Source organism: Streptomyces tardus, assembly GCF_018101125.2.
GTDB lineage: Bacteria > Actinomycetota > Actinomycetes > Streptomycetales > Streptomycetaceae > Streptomyces > Streptomyces tardus.
Map to the genome: position 1 here is coordinate 934,858 of NZ_JAELVF020000001.1, position 22,933 is coordinate 957,790.

15 protein-coding genes are annotated in these 22,933 nt (G+C 68.7%); 11 read left to right on the forward strand and 4 right to left on the reverse strand.

Going from position 1 to position 22,933, the window contains the following annotated elements:
* The first annotated feature begins 50 nt into the window (after positions 1–50).
* Together JGS22_RS04030 and JGS22_RS04035 are read left to right on the forward strand one after the other, a co-directional pair.
* Positions 51–2,660 (forward strand): type I restriction-modification system subunit M, encoded by a 2,610-nt coding sequence (locus JGS22_RS04030; RefSeq protein ID WP_211039234.1) that lies wholly within the window; start codon positions 51–53, stop codon positions 2,658–2,660.
* Entirely contained in the window at positions 2,650–3,837 is a 1,188-nt protein-coding gene (locus JGS22_RS04035; protein WP_211039233.1) for a restriction endonuclease subunit S, read from the forward strand. The genes JGS22_RS04030 and JGS22_RS04035 overlap by 11 nt, the downstream gene beginning before the upstream one ends.
* A 21-nt stretch (positions 3,838–3,858) precedes the next feature.
* Here JGS22_RS04035 and JGS22_RS04040 read toward each other — a convergent pair whose 3' ends face one another.
* Positions 3,859–4,278, reverse strand: coding sequence for an ATP-binding protein (locus tag JGS22_RS04040; RefSeq protein WP_211039232.1), 420 nt, complete (start codon positions 4,276–4,278; stop codon positions 3,859–3,861).
* Between the two features lie 174 nt (positions 4,279–4,452).
* Between JGS22_RS04040 and JGS22_RS04045 the strand changes: the two genes are divergently transcribed.
* From JGS22_RS04045 to JGS22_RS04085, 9 genes are all read left to right on the forward strand, one after another.
* A complete protein-coding gene (locus JGS22_RS04045; protein WP_211039231.1) occupies positions 4,453–5,331 on the forward strand; it encodes a helix-turn-helix domain-containing protein in 879 nt (292 codons plus the stop codon).
* Positions 5,332–5,335: 4 nt separating this feature from the next.
* Positions 5,336–5,524 (forward strand): DUF397 domain-containing protein, encoded by a 189-nt coding sequence (locus JGS22_RS04050; RefSeq protein WP_211039230.1) that lies wholly within the window; start codon positions 5,336–5,338, stop codon positions 5,522–5,524.
* A 78-nt stretch (positions 5,525–5,602) separates the two neighbouring features.
* On the forward strand, positions 5,603–9,226 hold the full coding sequence (locus JGS22_RS04055) for a type I restriction endonuclease subunit R (RefSeq protein WP_211039229.1): 3,624 nt from the start codon (positions 5,603–5,605) through the stop codon (positions 9,224–9,226).
* Between the two features lie 34 nt (positions 9,227–9,260).
* The gene (locus JGS22_RS04060; RefSeq protein WP_308405503.1) at positions 9,261–10,034 is read left to right on the forward strand and encodes a M48 family metallopeptidase; all 774 of its coding nucleotides are present in this window, start codon (positions 9,261–9,263) and stop codon (positions 10,032–10,034) included.
* Between the two features lie 112 nt (positions 10,035–10,146).
* Positions 10,147–12,213 (forward strand): AIPR family protein, encoded by a 2,067-nt coding sequence (locus JGS22_RS04065; RefSeq protein WP_211039227.1) that lies wholly within the window; start codon positions 10,147–10,149, stop codon positions 12,211–12,213.
* A 980-nt stretch (positions 12,214–13,193) separates the two neighbouring features.
* Positions 13,194–14,204, forward strand: coding sequence for a hypothetical protein (locus tag JGS22_RS04070; RefSeq protein WP_211039226.1), 1,011 nt, complete (start codon positions 13,194–13,196; stop codon positions 14,202–14,204).
* A gap of 130 nt (positions 14,205–14,334) precedes the next feature.
* Positions 14,335–14,844, forward strand: coding sequence for an Asp23/Gls24 family envelope stress response protein (locus tag JGS22_RS04075; protein ID WP_211039225.1), 510 nt, complete (start codon positions 14,335–14,337; stop codon positions 14,842–14,844).
* A 108-nt stretch (positions 14,845–14,952) separates the two neighbouring features.
* Complete coding sequence (locus JGS22_RS04080; RefSeq protein WP_211039224.1) at positions 14,953–15,627, forward strand: histone protein; 675 nt, start codon at positions 14,953–14,955, stop codon at positions 15,625–15,627.
* A gap of 4 nt (positions 15,628–15,631) precedes the next feature.
* A complete protein-coding gene (locus JGS22_RS04085) occupies positions 15,632–16,534 on the forward strand; it encodes an SRPBCC family protein (RefSeq protein ID WP_211039223.1) in 903 nt (300 codons plus the stop codon).
* 122 nt (positions 16,535–16,656) lie between these two features.
* Here the strand turns inward: JGS22_RS04085 and guaA are convergent, their stop codons facing one another.
* From guaA to JGS22_RS04100, 3 genes are all read right to left on the reverse strand, one after another.
* Entirely contained in the window at positions 16,657–18,246 is a 1,590-nt protein-coding gene (gene guaA / locus JGS22_RS04090; RefSeq protein WP_211039246.1) for a glutamine-hydrolyzing GMP synthase, read from the reverse strand.
* An 883-nt stretch (positions 18,247–19,129) separates the two neighbouring features.
* Complete coding sequence (locus JGS22_RS04095; protein ID WP_211039222.1) at positions 19,130–21,160, reverse strand: GMC oxidoreductase; 2,031 nt, start codon at positions 21,158–21,160, stop codon at positions 19,130–19,132.
* A gap of 89 nt (positions 21,161–21,249) precedes the next feature.
* A complete protein-coding gene (locus JGS22_RS04100) occupies positions 21,250–22,848 on the reverse strand; it encodes a succinic semialdehyde dehydrogenase (RefSeq protein WP_211039221.1) in 1,599 nt (532 codons plus the stop codon).
* Positions 22,849–22,933 lie beyond the last annotated feature (85 nt).

The window sequence follows — 22,933 nt, forward strand, 5'->3', positions numbered from 1 at the left end:
TGGGGACGCGGGCCGCCCCCGAACGACAAGAGCACAGGGAGCCGTATCTCGTGGCCAAGCTCACGCTCGCCCAGCTGGAGCGCCATCTCTTCGCCGCGGCGGACATCCTGCGCGGCACGATGGACGCCGCCGAGTACCGCGACTTCATCTTCGTACTGCTCTTCCTCAAGCGCGCCAACGACGAGTTCGACGCGGCCAGGGTGGCGATCGCCGCGGAACAGCGGCGCGACGACGAGTCCGAGGAGATCATCGCGCAGGAGCTGGAGCTCCCCAGGAACTACACCTCACGGGGCGTCCTGTTCGTTCCCGAGGACGCCAGGTGGGAGCGGCTGGCGAGTGCCAACGAGAACATCGCGACGGGCCGCCTCGACCCGGCCCTGAACGCCCTCACTCAGCAGAAGGGGAACGACCGTCTCGCCGGTCTCTTCTCCCACGTCAACTTCAACCGCATCGGTGGCGGCAGCGGAAGCGGCGCTTCCTCGGCGAAGCTCGCCGACCGCAGGCTGGAGGACCTGATCCGCCACTTCTCGCGGATCAACCTGCGCGGCGAGAACTTCGAGTTCCCCGACATGATCGGCGCCGCCTACGAGTACATGATCAAACACTTCGCCGACTCGGCGGGCAGCAAGGGAGGTGAGTTCTACACCCCTCGTGCGGTGGTGCGCATGATGGTCGAACTCGCCCGCCCGCAGGAGAACTGGGGTGTGTACGACCCCTGCGTCGGCTCCGGCGGCATGCTGATCCACGCACGCGAGTACGTCGAGGAACAGGGCCAGAACGCGGCAAGCCTGGTCCTCGACGGGCAGGACGCCAACAGCGGCTCCAAGGTCATGGCCACCATGAACATGCTCTTCCACGGCGCGAGCAAGTACAACCTCCAGGTCGGTGACACTCTCACCAACCCGCTCCACACACCCGGTGAGTACCACCTGGTGCTCAGCAACCCGCCGTTCTCGGCCGACTACACCCGCAGCGCGGTCCCGCACCGCCACGAGCGCATGAAGTACGGAGCGACGTCCGAACGCGGCAAGGCCGACCTGATGTTCCTCCAGCACATGCTGCACATGGTCGGGCCGAAGAGCGGTTCGGTCTTCACCGTGATGCCGCACGGCGTGCTCTTCCGGGGCGGCGAGGAGCAGCGCATCCGCGCACAACTGGTGGAGAAGGACCTACTGGAGGCGGTCATCGGTCTCGCCCCCAACCTCTTCTACGGCACCGGCATCCCGGCCTGCGTACTGGTGTTGCGTGCCCCGGGCGGCAAGAAGCCCCGGCGGCACGGAGGTGTGCTGTTCATCAACGCCGACCGCGAGTTCCACGCGGAACGGGCTCAGAACATGCTGCTGCCCGAGCACGTCGAGAAGATCGTCTCCACCTTCCACGCCGGGAAGGACGTCGACGGCTTCGCCCGGTTCGTCACGCGCGAGGATCTGGCGGCCAACGACCACAACCTCAATATCCGCCGTTATGTGGACAACACGCCCCCGCCCGAACCGCAGGATGTGCGGGCCCACTTGGTCGGCGGCGTACCGCACGCGGAGGTCGAGGCCCGCAAGGCGCTGCTGGACGCGTACGGGATCGGGCTCGACGCGCTGTTCACCGAACGCGAGGACGATCCCGACTATCTCGACTTCCCGCCCGAGGACTCGCGTCCCGACGCCGAGAAGCTGGCGGAGCTGGCGGCCCCGACGGAACAGCGACTCAAGGAAGCGTTCGAGAAGTGGTGGGGCGAGGAGTCCAAGGTCATCACCGCCCTCGCTCCGAGGAAGGACGACGACCGCACGGACAGCGAACGGCGCGCGCAACTCGTCCGTGCCCGCTCCGAGCTTCTCACCTCCTTCCGCGAACATCTCGACAGCGTCGGACTCCTGGACCGGTACGCGCTGGACGGCGCCATCGCCGGCTGGTGGCAGGAGGCCAAGTACGACCTGATGGCGCTCTCCACGCACGGTTTCACCGAAGTGGTGGACGGCTGGGTGGAGTTGGTCGAGACGATGCTGCTGCCGGAGCTCGACGCCCGCACCGGCAAGTCGAGCAAACGCAGCGGGGCCGAGCGCCGCCAGGCGTATGGACAGAAGATCGTCGAGGCCATCGCTCCGGACTTCCTGCGAGAACTGGCGGAGGCGGACGCGAGGAAGGCCGAGGCGGACGCGAAGCTCAAAGCCGCGACCGCCGTACCGGAGGACTCGGAAGACGGGGACGGGGAAGCAGCCGAGGACGAGCGGACGTTGCCCACCGAGGACGAGCTCAAGGCGCTCAAGCGCGCCCGCACCAAGGCCGCCGCGGCCGTCAAGAAACTCGAAGACGACTTCTGGCCGTTGGATGGCAGGGCTCCCGAAGCAGACGATGTCAGCACTCCCGGCGCGGTCGGGGACGCACAGCAGGACACACTCGACGGCCCGCAGGTACCGGGCCTCACCCGCGCCCGCCGAGCCCTGTGGGACGACCCGGACGCGGAGCCGGCTGCCGTCCTCGGCATCCTCCACGACGACCTCGCGGCCAAGCTCGACGGTCATGTCGTCCGCAAACGGCGGGAATTGACGCAGGCGTATCAGCGTTGGCTCGACAAGTACGAGGTCTCACTGCACTCGATCGAAACCCAGCGCGCGGAGGCCACCGCCCGCATGGAACATTTCCTGAAGGAGCTCGGCTATGCGGAGTGAGGCCGAACTCGTGCCGTTCTCCGTGGCGGCGGAAGTCAACCCACGAGACGTGCCGAATGGCAACCGAATCCCCTACGTGGCGATGCAGGATGTCTCCGAGGAGGGCCGGTTGCTACGGGTTGAGGAGCGCCCTCTAGCCGACGTGGCAACAAGCCAACCCACCTTCCGTGACGATGACATCCTCTTTGCCAAGATCACGCCATGCATGGAGAACGGCAAAGGCGCGCTGGTTCATGGTCTCGGCCACTCAGTCGGGTACGGAAGCACCGAGTTTCATGTGCTGCGCCCCACAGGGAAGGCGCTACCGGGGTTCATCCACTACTGGACGTGCCTCAGGCGCTTCCGCCGAGCAGCGGAAGCAACGATGACGGGATCCGGTGGCCAACGCCGGGTGCCGGCCGAGTTCTTTCGGGCCTTTCGCATTCCGCTGCCCAGCTTGCCGGAGCAGCACCGCATCGTCGAGATCCTCGACTCCGTCACCGAGACGGAGCGGGTACTCGCGCGCACCAAAGCTAAGCTCAGCATCATCACTTCTTCCGCGCGTAGTAGCTTGATCGAGGAACTCTCGAACAGCGAAGCGGTAAGGGTTAAGGACCTAGGAAATGTGCGGGGCGGCAAGCAGCTTTCACCTTCAGGCAAAGAAAATCCTGAGCAATACCCCTACCTGAGGGTCGCCAACGTCCTGGCCGGAAGAATCAGCTTCTCCGATGTCAAGACGATGCATTTCACGAATTCAGAGAAAGACACATACCAGCTACAGCCTGGTGACATCCTCCTCAACGAGGGGCAAAGCTTGGAGCTGGTGGGGCGAAGCGCCATCTACAACGAACAGCCGGGAAAATTCTTCTTCCAAAACACTCTCATTCGTTTCCGGCCCGGCCCTCGCGTCAAGTCACGTTTCGCACAAGAGGTATTCACTCACTGGCTTGCATCAGGAAGATTCTCCGGAATCGCCAAACAGACGACCAGCATCGCACACTTGGGCAGCGAGCGATTCGCCTCGATGTCTTTTCCGGAGGCGACGATCGCGCGACAGGAGCAAGTGATCGCGATCCTCGATGCTCAGCTGCAGAGGAGCGCAAGCGTGGAGCGACAGCTCGCCAAGCTGCGACTTCTACGCGAGGGGTTGGCGGATGACCTGCTGAGCGGGCGCGTACCCGTGGGATCGGTCAGCTGATCCCACGGAGCCGAACGTCCCTCACGTCAGGTCCAGTTCGACCCAGACCGTCTTGCCTACTTCCAGCGGAGTGACACCCCAGCGGGAGGCGAGGGCGTCGACGATGACCATCCCCCGGCCGAACATCTCGTCGTCCGCTGCCTGACGACGTCGGGGCAATCGCTCGCCGCGCGGATCGGTGACCTCGGCGCGCACAACGAGCCGCGTCAGCTTCAGATGAACGCGGAAATGCCGCCGCGGAACACAGCCGTGCAGCACGGCGTTGCAGGCCAACTCCCCCACCACCAGCGCAAAGTCACCGGCGATCCCCGGGTGGCCCCACTCCGCGACCAGACGCGCCGCTCGACGCCGAACCAACTGCACACTTCCCGGCAACGGCGTGTAGTTCAGCCGGTCCTCCCGCAGCACGTCAGTACCCCGCCTCAACTCGGCGTGCCCCATCTTTGCTCCCTCCCACGCGTGTTCGCGCACCTCGAACGCCCGAACACGATTCGTGACGAGCTCAACACCGAGAGTAGATTCAGAACTTCACGGGCACAACCTTCCCGGGGAATATCTTCTCCGAGTGCCTGGGCGACTCGACTCGTGAACCGCTTCAGTTGCACACTTCGACTCGTGAAGCAGTCAGCAGACACAAGCAGTCGGGTCTCGACAGTCCTTGGGCGGAAGCTGGGTACCGAACTCCTGCACCTGCGGGACTCGGCAGGCAAGACGCAGCAGCAGGCAGCACAGACCCTGAGCGCCACATCAACCAAGGTCGTGAAGATAGAACGGGGCTGGGTGCCCGTACGTGACCCGGATCTACGGGCGCTGTGCTCCTACTACGGCGTGACCGACGACGCGGTGCTCAGATCGCTGCTCGAACTCGCCAAGCTCGACCGCGAACGCCGACGGGCAAAAGGATGGTGGCAGCAACTCCCGGGAGCCGGCGCCCTGTCCGAGTACATCGCACTGGAGGATGCCGCCAGCCGGGTGCGCACATGGCAACTGGCCTTTGTACCGGGCCTGCTCCAGACGGCCGAGTACGCCAGAGCGCTCGCGGTCGGGGAAGGGACGTGGGAGGACCCGGACGAGGTCGACCAGATGGTGGGCACCCGACTCAAACGCCAGGAACGCCTCCACGGGGATCGCCCACTGCACGTCTACGCAGTCGTCTGGGAGGCCGCACTGCGCCAACTCGTTGGAGGCCCGAGCGTGATGCGCGCCCAGCTCGACCAGGTCCGCGAGCTAACGGAGCTGCCCAACGTCCAGCTGCAAGTGCTGCCTTACCGTGCGGGCGCGCATGCTTGCGCCGCTTCCTCGTTCACCATCGTCTCCTTCGCCGAGGATGCGGCAGCCGATGTGACGCACGCGGATACGATCGGCACGACGGTCTGGGTGGAGAACCAGGAACTGAGCACCACCTACCGCACGTTCTTCGAGCGCACTGCAAGGCAGGCTCTTGCACAGCGAGACTCGCTCACGCTCATCGATGAGATCCGCAAGGGGTTGTGAACTCATGTCCCAGTTCAGATTCCGCAAGTCCGGCTACAGCAGCGGCAGCGGCGAGTGCGTCGAGGTCGCCGACAACGTTCCCGGGGCCGTCGCGGTGCGGGACTCCAAGACGCCGCGCCGCGCACACGTCCTGCACTCCCCCGCCGCCTGGGCCGCGTTCCTCACACACCTGCGCAAAGCTCACACCCTGTAGACCCCCACTCACACCCGGCGCCGTCTTCGGCGCACAATGGGTGTGGGCACGCCAACGGGCAGGGGAGGGCAACCGGGGATGGCACCGTACTCGGCGGAACTGGACGAGGCCGAAGCACCGCTGATCGCGCAGCTCACGGCGATGGGTTGGACCCATCTGCGCGGTTCGGAGCTGTCCGCGGAGGACCGTACGCCGGGTTCCCCGATTCTGGAGGGACGAGTGCGGCGTGCTCTGCGCCGCATCAACCGCAAGCCCGGCCAGGCCGACACCTGGCTCGACGAGGCGACGACGGACGCCGCCGTCCAAGAGGTGCGCAGGCTCACCAGCCACGCGAGCGGCGTCACGCTGGAGGACACCAACCGCACCGCCACCACGCTCCTCCTCAGCGGGACCCAACTGCCCGGCCCGGACGGAGAGTTGGAGCTCGTTCGGTTCGTGGACTGGACAGCGGACACGGATGCCCACGACTTCCTGGCGGTCAGCCAGTTCTCTGTCGCCGGCCCCGGTGGCCATACGGAGATCCCCGACCTCGTCCTCTTCGTCAACGGTCTGCCGTTGGCCGTCGTCGAATGCAAGAGCCCCGATGCGCCGGACCCGCTCGACCTCGCCATCAGCGATCTGCGCGCGTACAGCGGCAATCCCTTGGAGGACGACGAACGGACCGCACACGAACGACCGCGCGGCATCCCCGGCCTGTTCGCCTTCGCCCAGCTGCTGGTCGCCGCCAACGGTGAGGACGCCGTACTCGGCACGATCTCGGCGGACGAGGCGCACTACCACGCCTGGCGCAGCGTTCAGCCCGACTACGACAAGCCGGCGGCGCTCCAACGCGAGCTGCGCCGCGTCCCGGGACTGCTGGTCGCGGACCAGCAGCCGAACGGCCAACATGTCCTGACCGCCCTGGTGTTCAGGCCCGCCAATCTGCTCAACATCTTGCGGCACTACGTGATCGAGCTGCCGATCACCGACGACGACGGCGAGATCCTGCGACGCGTCAAGACCGTCTGCCGTCACCAGCAGTACCGCGCCTCGGAGAAGATCGTCCGCAAGCTGGCGAACGGGCGCAACCCGACGAGTCCCGGCGTCACCGACGACGAGCGCGGCGGGGTCGTCTGGCACACCCAGGGCTCGGGCAAGAGCCTGACGATGGCCTGCCTGGCCAGGCGCCTGCACATGCACCGCGATCCGGAGCTGAACGGCTTCACCATTCTGGTGGTCACCGACCGCACGCAGTTGCAGGGCCAGTTGAACGGAGCACTGCAGCTCAGCGGCAGCGAGGTGGTCACGGCCGGCTCCCAGGCGGACGTGGAGAGCCTGCTGGAGCACGCGGGGAAGCCGGGCGGTCGGCGGGTGATCTTCGCGATGATCCAGAAGTACCTGGGGCGCGTCCCGGGGCTCGTGCTGGACAGCGCCGACCGCGAGGAGCGCGACCTGCGCGGCGACTTCGACCGTACGCGGAAGCGGATCGAAGCCGGAGAGGACCCGGAGCAGGCGGCGGAACCCGAAGCACCCGAGGAGGCCGTACGGCGGCGGGTCTTCCGGCGGTGCAGCGACTCGCACCGGGTGCTGGTCCTCGTGGACGAGGCCCACCGCTCCCACGCCTCGGTCCTCCACGCCTGCCTGCGCGACGCCGTACCGAACGCCGCCCGGGTCGGGTTCACCGGCACCCCGATCATGCGGGGCAACCACCTCAAGCACACCAGCCGGATCTTCGGTACCGAGCCGGACGACCTCTTCCTCGACACCTACCGAATGGAAGAGGCCGAGACCGACGGCGTTGTCGTCCCCGTCCGCTACGAGGGCCGGACCGGCAAGGGCGAGGTGAGCGACGCCGACGCTCTGGACGGGAAGTTCGACAACCTGCTGCAGCCTCTCTCCGACGATCAGCAGCGGCTTCTGCGGCGGCGCTGGTCCCAGCCGACCGCACGGGACGTGGCGGAGTCCGCGCCGATGATCCGCGCCAAGGCGCGGGACATGCTGAACCACTACGTCACCGGTGCGCTCGACCGTGGTTTCAAGGCGCAGCTGGCAGCCGTCAGCCGCCGGGCCGCGGTGATGTACCGGCACGCGCTGCGCGACGCCCGCGCGGAACTGCTCGCCGAGATCGAGGACTTCGACCCCGAGCACCTCCGGGACAAGGACGTGTCGCAGTACACCGAGCGCGAGCTGCTGCATCTGCGCGCCTGGCAGTACCGGGCGGTACTGCGACGCATCGACTTCGTCCCGGTCATCTCCGAGGGCAGGGACGGCAAGGACCGCGGCTGGCGCCAATGGACGGATCCGGCCCGGCAGGAAGAGCACATCAAGGACTTCCGCCAGCCGCTCCCACATCTCCCGCCCGACCTTCCGTGGGAAGCCGCGGCACCGGAAGCGGAGCCGAATCCGCCGCTGATGGGACAGGTGGGGCGGATGCCGTCCTTCAATCCGTGGGGTGAGGAGGAGGTGGCCGTCGAGACCGTCGGCAAGGCGTCGGAGGCTCAGCCGGTCGCCTTCCTGATCGTGAAGTCGATGCTGCTGACCGGCTTCGACGCGCCCATCGAGCAGGTGCTCTACCTGGACCGTCCGATCCGCGACGCCGAACTGCTCCAGGCCGTCGCCCGGGTCAACCGGCCGGCCCGGGAGAAGACACACGGGCGCGTGGTCGACTACTACGGCGTGCTCGACGACCTCACCGTCACTCTCGCCGCCTACCGGGGCGACCCCTCGGTGCAGCGCAGCGTTCGGGCTCTGGACGAAGATCTGCCTGCTCTCCGAGTCGGCGCACAAGCAGTCCGGAACTTCCTCGACCAGCAGGGCATCACCCAGCTCGCCGACCGGGCCGGCCTCACCCGCGCGGTGCTCGCACTGAAAGAGGAGGAGACGCGGGCACGCTACGACGAGCTGCTGAGCGAGTTCCACCGTGGGCTCGATCGCGTGCTGCCGCACGAGGCCGCCCTCGCACACATCGCGGAAGCCAAGGCGTGGACGCTGCTGCAGAAGCGTGCGCGCAGGCTCTACCGGGATGCGCAGGGCGGCGTGTTCTCGCTGCGCCCGGTCGGACGAGCGGTGCGCTCCCTGATCGCCGACCATCTGCAGCACTCGGAGCTGTCCCAGCAGATCGTCCCCGTCTCGATCACCGACCTCGGCTTCGACTCCGCCGTCGAATCGATCTCCAACGCCGAACTCGCGGCGGCCGAGCAGGTGCACGGTCTGCGCTACCACCTGGAGCAGCGAGAACGCCGCGAACGCCCGGAGCTCTACCGGGAGTTGTCCGAAGGTCTCGAAGAGGTGCTGCGCGAGTTCGATGGTCGCTGGGAGAGGATCAGCGAACAAGTGCAGCCGCTGATCGAGACGGCCAGGGCGCAGAACGCCGACGATCCGGAGTCGCACGGCCTCACCCGGACCGAGTACCTGCTGTACAAGCAGCTCTCCGGGAAGCTCACGCACGAGGAGAGCCCGTTCGGTCCGCTCCTCGCCGAGCAGGTCAGGTCCGTCGTCATCGCCGTGGAGAGCTCGATTGTGGCGGAGGTGTCGCTGCACTCCTACCGGGACGACGCGACGAGCCTTTCCAGACTGGAGGACGTGATCTGGAAAACGCTGCGGACCGCCCTCAGGAGCCAGGGCGCAAAGCGGGACATCAGCGCAGAGGAGGACCTCAGCACGGCGCTGGCCGGTCATGTGCAGGGCCACCTCTCGCACTACAGACAGGCGGGAAACATGTGAAGGCACTGACAGTGCGGACGGCTACGGTGGCATCGTGGACCAGCGATCCGATCAGCTCACCGACGGCCAGAGAGCAGTGTTCGACGGCCGCGAGGCCACCGTCTCGGTGACCCGAGAGCGCCGACGCCTGGGCCTGACGATCGAGCGGGACGGCAGGCTGGTGGTGCGCACTCCGCTAGGCGCCGGCTTCGACGCAGTGGACCGCTTCGTACGGGAGAACCGACGCTGGATCGACGCGAAGCTGGAGCTGTGGCGACGGCACCGCCCGCTCAACTCCGCACCGAGACTGGCCGAGGGCGAGCTGTTTCGCTATCTCGGCCGCGAGTACCGGCTGGCGCTGACGGAGGCGTCCGCTCCGCCGGCACCGGTACGCCTGGTCGCGGGGCAGTTCCTGCTCGACGCGCGCGTCGCCGAGGATCCCGTGCTGGCCCGCGCCCATCTGCGCCGTTGGTACCGGGAGGCGGGCGCCGACTGGTCGCGGGGGCGGCTCCAGCCGTGGGCGGGACGCATGGAGGTCGCCGAGCCCCGTCTCGTCGTGCGGGATGTGGGCAAGCGCTGGGGCACCTACCGGGCGGCGCCCGAGCCGGGCGGCAGCCCCGGTGTGATGGCGCTGCACTGGGGCCTCTTCCAGCTCCCGCCACGGCTGATCGACTACGTCATCGCGCACGAGCTCGCGCACATCAGAGTCTCCGGCCACGGCCCCGACTACTGGCGGCTGTTGCGTCGGGCCATTCCCGAATGCGAGTCGCTCAAGGCCGAGTTGGACGAGATGGGCCGCCACGTCTGGCTGGGCGACCTCGGCCGCTGAGAACGACGCCGTTCGGACCGCCTGCCCCGTACGTTCAACGGTCCGCTCCTGCACTGGCGTTGATACGATCGATCGCTGAGCGTGGGGAATCGGTTACAGGGGAGCGGGGCGCATGAAGGATCTGCACATGAAGGACCTGTACATCAAGCAGGTGGAGAAACAGCTCCGCGAGCGGTTCGACGGGCTCATCGACATGAGCGACGAAGCGGCCAAGCGTTCCGATCCGGACAAGACCTGGCTCTCCCGAGCGCTCGCCGCGCTCGCAGTGGTGGACGCCACCGGCTGGGAGCCCGGCCGGGCGGCGAAGTGCGTCATCGACGGTTTCGACGACGAAGGCATCGACGCCATCGCGGTGGACACCGAATCGCCCCACATCTGGATCGTGCAGGCAAAATACAGCAGCAACGGAAACGCCGGTTTCGACCAGCAGTCGATGTTCGCGCTCAAGGCCGGCCTCGATCTTCTGGTGAAACGGGGCGAGTACCACAGGTTCAACAACAAGCTGCAGCCGCTGATCGAGGATCTTTCGAATGCGTTGGCCAACCCGGGGGTCCGGCTGACCGTCCTCCTCGCCCTGACCGGCGAGGAGCGCCTCTCACCCAACGTCCGGCAGCGTTGCGCCGATCTCACCGGCGAGTACAACGAGATCAACCACGACTTCATGACCATCAAGACGATGCACCTCTCGGATTTCGTGCGAGCGGTGCGCTCCGACACCCGCATCGAACTCCAGGCCCGGATCGAAGATCTCAAGGTGCACAAGGAGCCCTACCCCGCGTACTACGGCACCATCACCGCCGACCAGGTCGCGGCATGGCACGCCGAGTACCGACACCGCCTCTTCAAGCGCAACATCCGCCACCCGCTGGGGCTCACGCCGGTCAACTCCGAAATCGTCGACTGCCTGGTCAACACCCCGGAACTTTTCTGGTACTTCCACAACGGCATCACGGTTCTCTGCGACACGGTGCCGATGATGGGACCGCTCGGAGACCTCCAGCTCAACGACGCAAGCGTGGTCAACGGAGCGCAGACCGTCGCCTCGATCCACGAAGCGCACACACGTGCTCCCGAGGCTCTGAAGAAGGCGGCGCTCGGCATCCGCATCATTCCGCTTCAGGGAACCCCGTCCGGGTTCGACAGCAGGGTCACCATCGCGACGAACACTCAGAACGGCGTCATCCAGCAGGACTTCCGAGCGCTGGACGATCTTCAGCGGCGTTTGGCCTACGACTTCCAGTACGGCCTGGACAAGGCCTATGTGCTCAAGCGCGGTGATAAGCCGCAAGACAGCCGAGAGGGCTGCGACATGGCGGAGGCGGCCATGGCGCTGGCCTGCGCTCACGCGGATTTCCGGATCTCCTACCGCGCCACCGCGGACAGCCGGCGACTCTGGGACAACGACACCTATTTCGAGATCTTCAAGGTGGGGGACGCCCGGACGGTCTGGCGGTGCGTACAGCTCCATCGTGCAATCCAGCAGCATCTGCGGGACTCCCGCACCGAACGAGAGGGCCGGGCCGAGCAACTCGCCGACCAGGGCGGGCACCTCGTCGCGCATCTGGTGTACCAGTCCCTGCCCGGGTGGCGGAAGGTAGACGAAGAGCAGTGGACAGAGGTCCTCGCATCGGTCGCCCAACTGACAGAGGAAGCATTCCGCCGGGCCATCCACACCGTTGACACCGTCATCGGCCAGGGAAGCCACATCAGTTCTCTCTTCCGGTCCAGCGAGCGTTATGAGCGTGTCGCGCGCGCCGCTGCCGAGGCAACCCGTGCCGGCGAGACCGTTCCGGATCTGGCGCAGGGCTACCAGGCATCCGAAAGCGAGGGCAAGGCGCGCAAGGCCAACGCCGTCACGGTCATCGTGGAGGCGGAGGCGATCGAGGCGGGCACCGCGCTGGAGTTCCGGCCGGTGACGGGGCCCGAACGCTCGGCACTCGCCGCCTGGATCGCCGAGGATCCTCGGCGAGGTCGAGCGACCTGGGCCCGGAGCAAGAGCAAGCCATTGCTGTGGGAGCTGGACGGCATGCAGTACTCGCCCACCGCCCTGGTGATGAAGTTCTTCGAGGAAGCCAACAAGAAGGGGCCCAAGGCCGTGCAGGGAACGCGCCGATGGTTCGTTCCCACTCGTGGCTCGCTGGTCGAGATCGCGGACAAGGTGCGCACCGAGGCGGAGTAGAGCAAGGGTCAACGGGTTGTGGATGAGTGCCCGTTGGGAGTGGCGGGGCTGCCGTTCGGTGACCGTTTGTAGTCGTGGAGTGAACTCCGACGTTGGGGCCGGACGTCTTCGGGTACGAGCGGAACACCCCGCCCTTCCGTCTGCGAGGCGTGGCACGCGGCTGACCGAGGGCGCGCCGCGGCCGGAATCAGACTGCTCGGCTTGCTCGAACTGGTCGGCCAAAGCGGCCGGTTGCACTGCATGGCAGCGCCGGAACGACGGGGAGTGCTCGCCGCGCTCGCCCTTGAGGCAGGAGCGGTGACGCCTGTCCGTCCACTGCTCTCGTTCGTCCGGGCGGGGAGCCGCCGGCCGCTGCGAAGGCCGCGCGGCAGGGCCACATCTCCGCACTCCGACGGCTGCTCGGCGAATCGCGCGTGGAGACCCGCGACCCCGGATACGTACTGTGCCTCGACTCCTGTGACGTCGATGCGCACCGGTTCACGGCCGCGCTCGACGGCAGCCCGGACGAGTTGCGCACTGCGTTGGACCTGTGGCGCGGACCCGCGCTCGCGGACCTGCCCGACGAACGCCGCCGCGTTGGCGTCCGGTTGGCCGAACGTTGGCCGAACGCAGCGCCGGGAGCTCCGAGTTGTCGAGCAGCGAAGCCCAACTCATGTGGCTCGATCGCCGGCTGGGCGGGCCGCGCGGTCCCCGTAGGCACACGCACACCCTGTTCTCCGGCCAACAGGGCCTCCTCCGGGTCCGGTTCGCGCCGGCGCCGCATCGTTGGGCACCGACGCCACGCGGCCCTGCGGCGAGCGGCGAGCGGCGAGCTCACGCCGCCGGCGCCGGTGCGGCGGCTCACGGATGTGCTCGGCGCGCGGCTGGGGAGATCGCAACCCCGTGCCGACCGCCCGCAGGCGACGGCGGTCGCCCCGAAGCGTGATGGATGACACAATAAACCTGTATGCGTACTGTCTACCTATTTGGGTGTGTCTGGAATGAGCTACCCCGAACATTCGGTCGAAGGAGACCCCTTCGGTGAGGACGAGGAGGAGCCCACCGAAGGCCCCGGTGCAAACCGAACGGCGCTCCCGGCCCGGGTGGACGAGGACGTTCCGGCCGTGGACGCCCCCGACGTGCGGCTCGAGGTTCCGACGCTCCACGTCGACGAGATCAACCTCGAGGTCGAGGACCTCACCGCGCAGGTCGCCCTGAGCGCGGAAGTGCTCGACCTCCTCAAGCTCAACGTCGGAGCGGACGTACGCCTGGGCCGGGTTCAGTTGGACGTCAAGGGAGTCGAGGCCGAGGCGGAGCTGGAGGTACGGCTGCGGCACGTCGCTGCCATCGTCGGACGCGTGCTGACCACGATCGACCGGAACCCGCAGATCCTGGAGCATGTGACGCGCGGGGTGGAGACCGCCACGGCGGACCTGGGCAGCAGCGCGGGAACCGCGGTGGCCGAACTGGGTCACGGCGCCGGCGAGGCGGTGGAGTCGGTCGGTGAAGGCACCGGCGAGGCGGTCGAGGCCACCGGCGAGGGAGCCGGCCAGATCGCACGGAGCGCCGGAAAGGCTGTGCACACCACCGCCGACAGCACGAGCCGCGCCGTCGAGGACACGGCCGAAGGCGTCGTGGAAAGCGCGGACGACGCGGTCGACACCGCCGAGAACGAGCTGGACGACGACCCCGCGGGGCTGGACGACGACTCCACGGACGGGGACGAAGACCTCCCGGAAGCGGAAGAAACCGCAGAACGGGACGTCGAGGACGCCGGGCGACGCGGCGAGCGCCGCCAGCCGTCCCGCCCCACGGCCCGTACTCGCCGCGAACCGGGAACCAACAAGTCCCGCGCCGCCGGATCGGTGATCGACGCTGCCCCGGGCAAGCACCCCCGCCGGTCCGCGAGGGCAGCCACCGCACGCGAGGCCGAACGAAGCCCGGGGGTCGGTGGGCGGAAGTCGGCCGGTACGCACTCACCTCGCGCCACTCGCGGTCGCCCGCCGCAGTGACCCCGTCGGCGGCGGTGCGACCGCAACCGCAGGACCGGCCGCTCGCACACGTCGAGTCGTACCGACCGCGCCCTGAACCTCCGCCCGGGACGCGGGCGGAGACCCACTCGGGGACAAGGAAGGGTTTTCGATGGAGACCGATCAGTACAGAACATCGCAGGCACGGAAGAACGGGGAGTCGGGCGCCGAGACCGTCGGCGGTCGGACGGCAATCGCCGATGTGGTCGTGGAGTCCATCGCCGGTATCGCCGCCCGTGAAGCGGACGGCGTGTACTCGATGGGCGGTGGCGTGTCCCGAGCGGTGGGAGCGGTGCGCAACCGATTGCAGTCGGGCGAGGACAGCGCTCGCGGCGTGGACGCCGAGGTCGGCGAGAAGCAGGCGGCCGTCGACATCTCACTCGTCGTCGAGTACGGCGCGATCATCACCGACACCGCACGCCAGATCAGGTCGAAGGTCTCGCGAACCGTCAAGGAGATGACGGGACTTGAGGTGGTCGAGATCAACATCTACGTGTTGGACGTACATGTCCCCGACACCTCCGAGAAGTCCGAGGGCTCCGGGGGCTCGGAGAGTTCCGGCGGTTCCCGGCGCGATGACCGCTCGACAAGTACCGCCGGCGACCGTTCGCGCGTGCAGTGAGGGAACGGCCCCGCACGGCGCGATGGCAGGCGCGGGAACCGAGCGGCGCCGACAAGAAGTCGGCGCACCGCTCCCCCGCCCCGACGGCTCTTCAGAGGTGGGATACCCATGGATGACACGACGAAGATCGGTCTGGCCTCCGCGGTCGCGGGCGGCTACCTGCTCGGGCGTACGAAGAAGGGCCGACTCGCGCTGAGCCTGGCAATGATGCTGGCCGGACGCGAGGCGAGTGCCCAGCCCCGTCAGCTGGCGTCCCAGGCGGCCGAGTGGCTGGGCGGAGTACCGGAGGTCGCGCAGCTGCGGGACCAACTGCGGCAGGAGGGCACGGATGCCGCACGCAATGTGATGACCTCGCTGGCCGAGCGCGGCGCCGGTTCGCTCGCCGACGTGATCAGCAGCCGCACGGCCGTACCCGGCGACAAGCCGGGAGAGACAGCCACCGACAGCGACGATGACGCGTCGGGAAGCGAGCGGGACGACGACGGCGACGGCGACCTGAGCGAGGAGAGCGACGAGGAACAGGAGGCCGACGGAGCGGACGAGGAGCCCGAGGAGGGAGCAGACGAGGAAGCCGAGGAGCCGGAGGAGGAACAGGGCGAACGGGAGCCCGAGCCCTCGGGTGGACGCCGTGGCGTGCCGCGTGCGGAGCGCAGCGAGCCGGCCCGGAAATCCGCTCCCGCCCGAGAGAGCAGCAGGACGGAGAAAACCGCCAAGTCGGCGCCCGCCGGGAAGACGGCAGCCAAGAAGACGGGCTCGGCGACCCGCAACAACCCCCGGAGGTAGCGCCATGGGACAGCAGGCGTCGGACACTCGGCCCTCCGCGGTCGACCGACTGCGCGGTGTGGTGGCCGACTACGCGGCAGCGAAGATCGGCAGCGCCGCCGAGGGACTCGGCAAACGCGTCTCCCACACCACCCAGCGGCTGGGCGACCGCTTCAGCTCCGACGGCCCGGATTCCGGCGGACCGGATTCGGACAGCCCGGGGTCGGGTGGATCCGGCTCGGACTCGGGCTCCGGAGGGGAAGCGGTGATGACACCGGGTGACCCCAAGGTGACGACGGTGATCGAGACCCTGGACGTGGGCGTACCGCTCAGGGCCGCATACGACCACTGGACTCAGTACGAGGAGTTCGGAAAGTTCGCCAAGGGCGTGCAGTCTGTCTCCAAGGACGACGACACGGTGAGCAAGTGGAACACCAAGATCGCGGCGTCCTCGCGCAGCTTCGAGGCCACCGTTCAGGAGCAGATACCCGACGACCGGATCGTGTGGACGTCCCAGGGGCCGAAGGGCTCCACTCAGGGAGCGGTCAGCTTTCACGAGCTGGCACCCACGCTGACCAGGGTGGTGCTGGTCGTGGAGTACCGCCCGTCCGGCTTCTTCGAGAAGACCGGCAATCTGTGGCGCGCCCAGGGACGCCGCATCCGCTTGGACTTCAAGCACTTCCAGCGCTACGTGACCCTCGCCGAGGAGCAGCCGGAGGGCTGGCGCGGTGAGATACGCGACGGCGAGGTGGTCCGCACCGACGAGGAAGTGAGGGCGGACGAGGAGGATGACGCCGAAGAGCCGGATTCGGAAGGGGACGACGGCGAGCACGACGACGAAGAAGACGACGGGTCCGACGAACAGGACGAGGACGACGGCGAGTTCGACGAGCACGACGACGACGCGGAGGACGACGACGAGCGCTGAGGGCGGCGGGCACCACAGCGCCCCCGCCCCCGCCCCTTCGCAACGCCGGTTCCACACCCGACGATTGGGTTCACCGTCGTCGACGTCCGGGCGAGTCCTTCAGCGGTGCGGTGTCTCCCGCGTCACTCCCACTCGATGGTCCCCGGCGGCTTGCTGGTGATGTCGACGGCCACGCGGTTGACGTCCGCCACCTCGTTGGTGATCCGGGTGGAGATCTTCGCCAGCACGTCGTACGGGAGCCGCGACCAGTCGGCCGTCATCGCGTCCTCGGAGGAGACCGGCCGCAGCACGATCGGGTGGCCGTACGTGCGGCCGTCGCCCTGGACGCCGACCGAGCGGACGTCGGCGAGCAGCACGACCGGGCACTGCCAGATGTCGCGGTCCAGACCGGCCGCGGTCAGCTCCTCGCGCGCGATGGCGTCAGCCTCGCGGAGCAGGTCCAGCCGGTCCCTGGTGACCTCGCCGATGATCCGGATGCCGAGCCCCGGCCCGGGGAACGGCTGGCGCTGGACGATCTCCTCCGGGAGCCCCAGCTCCTGGCCGACCATCCGCACCTCGTCCTTGAACAGCTGACGCAGCGGCTCGACCAGCTCGAACTCCAGGTCCTCCGGGAGCCCGCCCACGTTGTGGTGGGACTTGATGTTGGCGGTGCCGGTGCCGCCGCCGGACTCGACGACGTCCGGGTAGAGCGTGCCCTGCACCAGGAACGCCACCTCGGCGCCCTCTTCCCCTGCCTCGGCGACCAGTTCGGCCTGGGCCTGCTCGAAGACCCGGATGAACTCGCGTCCGATGATCTTCCGCTTCTGCTCCGGGTCGCTGACCCCGGCCAGGGCGGCCAGGAAGCGCTCCTCGGCGTCGACGACCTTCAGCTGCACGCCGGTCGCGGCCACGAAGTCCTTCTCCACCTGCTCCGTCTCGCCCTTGCGCATCAGCCCGTGGTCGACGTACACGCAGGTCAGCTGGGATCCGACGGCCTTCTGCACCAGTGCGGCGGCCACCGCGGAGTCCACTCCGCCGGACAGCCCGCAGATCGCGCGCTTGTCGCCGACCCGGTCCCGGATCGCGGCGACCTGCTCCTCGACGATGGAACCGGTCGTCCAACTGGGCTCGATGCCCGCGCCCCGGTAGAGGAAGTGCTCCAGCACCTGCTGGCCGTGGGTGGAGTGCAGCACCTCGGGGTGGTACTGGACGCCGTAGAGCTTCTTCTCGTCGTTCTCGAAGGCGGCGACCGGTACGACGTCGGTGGAGGCCGTCACCGCGAAGCCCTCGGGCGCGGCCGAGCAGGCGTCGCCGTGCGACATCCACACCTGCTGCTCGGTCGGCGTGCCCTCGAAGAGCGTCGAACCGGCCCGGCCGACGTGCAGCTCGGTACGGCCGTACTCGCGGGCGCCGCTGTTGTCCACGGTGCCGCCGAGGAGCTGGGCCATCAGCTGGAAGCCGTAGCACATGCCGAAGACGGGCACGCCGGCCTCGAAGAGCGCACGGTCGAGCGTGGGCGCCTGCTCCGCGTACACCGAGGAGGGGCCGCCGGAGAGGATGATCGCCTTCGGCTTCTTCGCCAGCATCTCGGCGACCGGCATCGTCGAGGGGACGATCTCGCTGAAGACCCGGGCCTCGCGGACGCGGCGGGCGATGAGCTGGGCGTACTGCGCCCCGAAGTCGACGACGAGGACCGTGTCGGGAGCGGAGGACGCGGCGGCGTTCGATGCCACGGTGGAAGCCACTGAGCTGCCTTTCGGCGGTGGATCGGGAGGGCGCGCACCCGGCTGCGGCGCCGGGACGATGCGGCCGAGTCTACCGCCGTCGACTTTGCCGATTCGCCCGACCGGGGCACACCGGCCGCCGCGCCGCAGCAGGCGCCCGCTTTCCGGTTCGCCGGTGGCACCCGCCCGTCCGGCCGCCGCGGGCCCGGCCGGTGCTGCTCGTCAGCCGCCGAGCGGTCGCTCACTGCCCCGCCCCGCCGGCCCGGCCCGGGGCGGCAGTCGTCTCCCCCGGCCGACGCGGCATCGGCCGGCCAGGACCGGTACGACCGGTGGGACCCGCCCAGGCCGGGCCGAGTCGGCGGTCACGACCGGACCGGCCCCCTCCGCTCCCCAACTCGGGCACCGCGCAACGGCGTTGGGGGCTGTGCCGGCTGGAGCGCTCGCGCGGTCGCGACTGGTTCCGCAGCCCGCGCGCGCCGCACACGTACGAGGCGTCCGCAGGTCACGGGCGGACCTGCGCACGCCTCGTCACCCGTACGGCGCGTGACCGGCGGGTGTGCGCTTCGTTGGTCCAGGTAACCCAATGTCCGCCGGGGCCCGGCGATTTGGGGATCGCTGCCGAAGCGATGAGGCGCCGCTCCTCCCGAAGTCGGGGAGGAACGCGCGTCGTGGGACCTCGCTTCGGTGCGGTGACCGGAACGCAGGGGACAGCAGCCCGGTCACTACCCAGTGGCCGGTTCCCGGGACGCCGGGGGCCGGCCGCCCGCGGATCGGCGTCACCGCACCCTAACCGAGACGGGCGATTCCAGCCGAAACCCCTGCGCAGCGCGCGGTGTTGCACACCGGCCGGAGCCGACCGGACCGCCGGAACGCGAACGGTTCCGTCCACGCTCTACTCGCGCGGCTCTCCCGACGCCTTCCGCTCCTTCGCCACCTCGGCCGATCCTGCCGCCTTCGGATTCCCGGACTCCCCGGGCTTACCGGACTTCGACTTACCGGACTTCGGCTTACCGGTCTGCGTCGGTGCCTTCGGCCCGGCATCCTTCGCCGACCCCGCCCGCTCCGCGGACACCGACTCCTCTGCCGCGGTCTTGCGCTTGGGCACCACCGGCACCGGCAGTACGGGCAGACGGAGCGCGCCGAACGCGTCCTCCGGGACCGCCGGGCTGTTGGGCGCGACGGCGGCGAGCCGTACGTACGCCTCGTCCTGGTTCGGACGCGGGTCGGCCTCGCCCTTGTTCGGCCAGAGCGAGGCGGCCCGTTCGGCCTGGGCCGTGATGGTGAGCGAGGGGTTGACGCCGAGGTTCGCCGAGACCGCCGCACCGTCGACGACCGAGACACCGGGGTGGCCGTAGAGCCGGTGGTAGGGGTCGATGACGCCCTTCTCCGGGTCGTCGCTGATCGGACAGCCGCCGAGGAAGTGGGCGGTGAGCGGGGTGCCCATCAGCTCGCCGACGTTGGAACCGGCGAAGCCGTTGATGTCCTCGGCCAGGTGCCGTGCCGCCTCGGCTCCCTCGGGCAGGTAGTCCGGGTTGGGTGCACCGTGGCCCTGCCGGGCGGTGAGCATCCCCTTGCCGAGACCCTTCTGCTTCCGGCTCGTGGTCAGCGAGTTGTCGAGCGACTGCATGACCAGGCCGATGATGACGCGTTCCGACCACTTGCGGCCCGAGAGCGACCGCAGGAAGAGCTGGGGGTGACGCACGCAGGTCACCAGGTGCGCGAGCAGCCGGGGCAGTCGGGAGGTGTGGTTGACCTGGAGCGTGGTCATCAGCGACATCGCGTTGGAGCCCTTGCCGTAACGGACCGGCTCGATGTGGGTGTTCGCGTCCGGGTGGATGGACGAGGTGATCGCCACGCCCTTGCTGAAGTCGAGCTCCGCGTCCTTGCCGTGCCGTTTGCGGTAGCGGCGCGGGACGGTCTGGGCGCCCACCAGCGCCTCGGAGTTGGTGCGGGTCAGCAGTCCGAGCGCCGGCGATGTCCGCGGCAGGTTGCCCTCGTCGCGCATCCGGTGCAGCAGCGTCTGGGTGCCGTACGTACCTGCGGCGACGATCACATGCGGCACCGTGAAGGTACGGCCTCGCGACTTGGCGCCCCTGCCGCGCTTGTTCGTGGGTACGGCAGTGACGCGGTAGGTGTCGTCGCCCAGGTCGGTGATGTCGGTGACGGTGGTCAGCGGGAAGACCTGCACGCCCGCCTTCTCCGCGAGGTAGAGGTAGTTCTCGTTGAGGGTGTTCTTGGCGCCCTTGCGGCAGCCGGTCATGCACTCGCCGCACTCGGTACAGGCCCTGCGCTCCGGGCCGGCGCCGCCGAAGTAGGGGTCGGCGGCGGTCGCGCCGGGCTCCGTCCGGGTGGCTCCGTCCGCGTCCTTGCCGTCGCCGAAGAAGACGCCGACCGGCGCGAAGTGGAAGGTGTCCCCGACACCCATCTTCTCGGCCGCCACCTTCAGATGGACGTCGGCCGGGGTCAGCGTCGGGTTCAGCCGTACGCCGAGCATCCGCTGCGCCTGGTCGTAGAAGGGCTTCAACTCCTCCTGCCAATCGGTGATGTGGGCCCACTGGCGGTCCTCGAAGAACGGCTGCGGCGGCACGTAGAGGGTGTTCGCGTAGTTGAGCGAACCACCGCCGACGCCCGCGCCGGCGAGGATCATCACCTTGTTCAGCAGGTGGATGCGCTGAAGGCCGTAGAGGCCGAACGCCGGGGCCCAGAGGTAGTTCTTCAGGTCCCAGGAGTTCTTCGGCAGCGAATCGTCGCTGAAGCGGCGGCCGGCCTCCAGCACGGCGACGCGGTAGCCCTTCTCCGCCAGTCGCAGCGCGGAGACGGAGCCGCCGAAACCTGAGCCGACGATGACGACGTCGAACTCGTCGCCCGTCCGCGCCGCCTTCGGCGCGGAGTTCGACCGGGAATCGGATGCTTCCTGGGACACGGGGACCTCCGAAGTGAGGGTGCGGCTCAAAAGCCCCACAGATGGGTGAAGTCGGGGGTGGGCGCCGGGACGTGACCGGCACCCACCGGTCAGCGCAGGCGCAGTGCCTTCATCGCCTTCAGCGAGCGGGACATGAACGCCGCGTACCGCCGGTCGTCCATGCCCAGCGACGGCGCCATCGGCAGCAGTCGCTGATGGGCAACCGTCTGCACCTCGGTGTACTTGAGGATGCCCTCGGAGCCGTGCCGACGGCCGAGACCGGAGTCGCCCATGCCGCCCATCGGCGCCCGGACGCTGCCGTAGGCCGAGGAGTACCCCTCGTTGACGTTGACGGTGCCGGTGCGCAGCCGGGCTGCGAGCGCGCGGGCACGGCGGCCGTTGGTGGACCAGACGCTGGAGTTGAGGCCGTACGGGGTGGCGTTGGCCAGCTCGACGGCGTCCTCGACGTCCTGGAAGCGGTAGACCGAGACGACCGGGCCGAACGTCTCCTCGGCGCAGACGGTCATCGGCTCGGTGACACCGTCCAGGATCGTCGGCTCGTAGAAGAGCGGGCCGAGGTCGGGCCTGGCCCGGCCGCCGGCGAGCACGGTCGCGCCCTGCTCGACGGCGTCGGCCACGTGCCGAGTGACGTTGCGCAGCTGCTGCTCGGAGACGAGCGAGCCCATGTCGGCGCCGTAGGCGAGGGCTGAGCCCAGCCGCATCGCCTTCGTACGGGCGACGAAGCGCTCCAGGAAGGCGTCGGCGATCGAATCGTGCACATAGAGCCGCTCGATGGAGATGCAGAGCTGTCCCGCGGAGGAGAACGCTCCCCGTACGGCGCCGGCGGCGGCCTTGTCGAGATCGGCGTCGGGCAGGACGATCATCGCGTTCTTGCCACCGAGTTCGAGCGAGCAGCCGACGAGCCGGGCGGCGGCCTGCTGCGCGACCCGGCGGCCGGTGGCGGTGGAGCCGGTGAAGGAGACGTAGTCGCCGCGGTTCACCACCTCGGGGCCGATCACCGGGCCCTCGCCGAGGACTATCTGCCAGACGTCCTCGGGCAGCCCGGCCTCGATGAGCAGCTGCCTGGCCCACATCGCGGTGAGCGAGGTCTCGGTGTCGGGCTTCATCACCACGGCGTTGCCCGCGACGAAGGCGGGCAGCGCGTCGCCGACGGACAGCTCGAAGGGGTAGTTCCACGGTGCGATCTGCCCGACCACGCCGCGCGGGTGCCGCAGCTCGCTCACCCGGGTCAGCGTCGGGATGGCGCCCTGGTGCCGCTTGGGCGCGAGGTAGGAGGGCGCCTTGCGGCCGTAGTGCCGGGCGGCGACGCAGACCGCGAGGACTTCCTCGTGCGCGTGCAGCCGGGCCTTTCCGGTCTCCAGCTGGATCAGGTCGAGCACCTCGGACTGGCGCTTCAGCACCAGGTCGTGGAAGCGCAGCAGTACGGCCGCGCGCCGGCGCACCGGCCAGTGCTGCCACTCGCGCTGCGCCTGCCGGGCACGCTCGAACGCCTCCTCGACGTCCTCGGCGGTGGCCTCGGGCAGGTCGGCCAGCTTCTCGCCGGTGGACGGGGTGTGCGAGACGGTCTTGCCGCTGCCGGCCACACCGCGGGTCAGGCGCGCGAGGAGTTCGGGCGTGACGACGTCGGCGGCGTCGCGCGTGCCGGCGGGGGCCGTGGCGGCCGGATTCCTGTCCTGCGTCTGCGTCATAGGCAGAGAGTAGAGCCCAGGAAAACCGATGGGTACCCGCGGGTAACACTTTTCCAGAAAATCTGCCAGCGATTACTGGCACGTT